Source organism: Oscillibacter sp. ER4 (assembly GCF_000765235.1).
Classification (GTDB): Bacteria; Bacillota; Clostridia; order Oscillospirales; family Oscillospiraceae; genus Hominicoprocola; species Hominicoprocola fusiformis.
This window is the reverse complement of the sequence record NZ_JPJG01000120.1, coordinates 1-810: the sequence shown is the minus strand read 5'-3', so window position 1 is coordinate 810 and position 810 is coordinate 1. Positions and strand designations below refer to the sequence as shown.

1 protein-coding gene is annotated in these 810 nt (G+C 49.3%); it reads left to right on the top strand.

Annotated features, from left to right (window positions below; genetic code table 11):
- Nucleotides 1-810, top strand: an 810-nt coding sequence (locus NI20_RS0113500; RefSeq protein ID WP_156108660.1) for an IS3 family transposase, incomplete at both ends; no start/stop codon positions are given.

Genomic DNA, 810 nt, shown 5'->3' with positions numbered 1-810 from the left:
CTTGCAAGCCTTGGTTTTGGAAGACGAGCGACGCCAGCGCAAAAAACGCTGGTAGTTCAAAAGCTGAGGCACAAACATTCTCTGGAGATACTTCTCACAATCGCTCAACTGCCCCGTGCAACTTACTACTATCATCTGAAACGAATGGATCGCGCGGATAAGTACAAGTCCGTCAAAGAAGAGATCACGGCAATTTATCATGAAAACAAAGGAAGATACGGCTATCGCCGGATCACGGCAGAACTGCGTAACCGTAAGCTGCCCTTAAATCACAAGACGGTCCAGCGGCTTATGAAGGAACTGGGCTTGGTTTGCCGTGTCCGAACGAAAAAGTATCGTTCTTACAAGGGCGAAGTCGGCAAAATCGCTCCAAACTTGCTGAATCGGGACTTCCATGCGGACAGGCCGAACCAGAAGTGGGTTACAGATGTGACGGAGTTCCGCCTGTTCGGAGAAAAGCTCTACCTGTCCCCAATTCTCGATCTGTGCAGCAGCGATTTGGTCAGCTATACCATATCGGATCGTCCTGTTCTCAGCATGGTAACAAGTATGCTGAACGAGGCGTTTACAAAGATTCCGGACGGAACTGGCCTCATTCTCCATTCTGACCAGGGCTGGCAATATCAGCACAGGCGGTATCAGCGGATGCTCCGCGAGAAGGGTATCCGGCAGAGCATGAGCCGAAAGGGAAACTGTCTGGACAATGCGGTGATAGAAGATTTCTTTGGCTTACTTAAGAGTGAGTTGCTGTATTTGCAGGAATTTCAATCCATGGAACACTTCAAGCTGGAACTCATTGAATATCTGGAC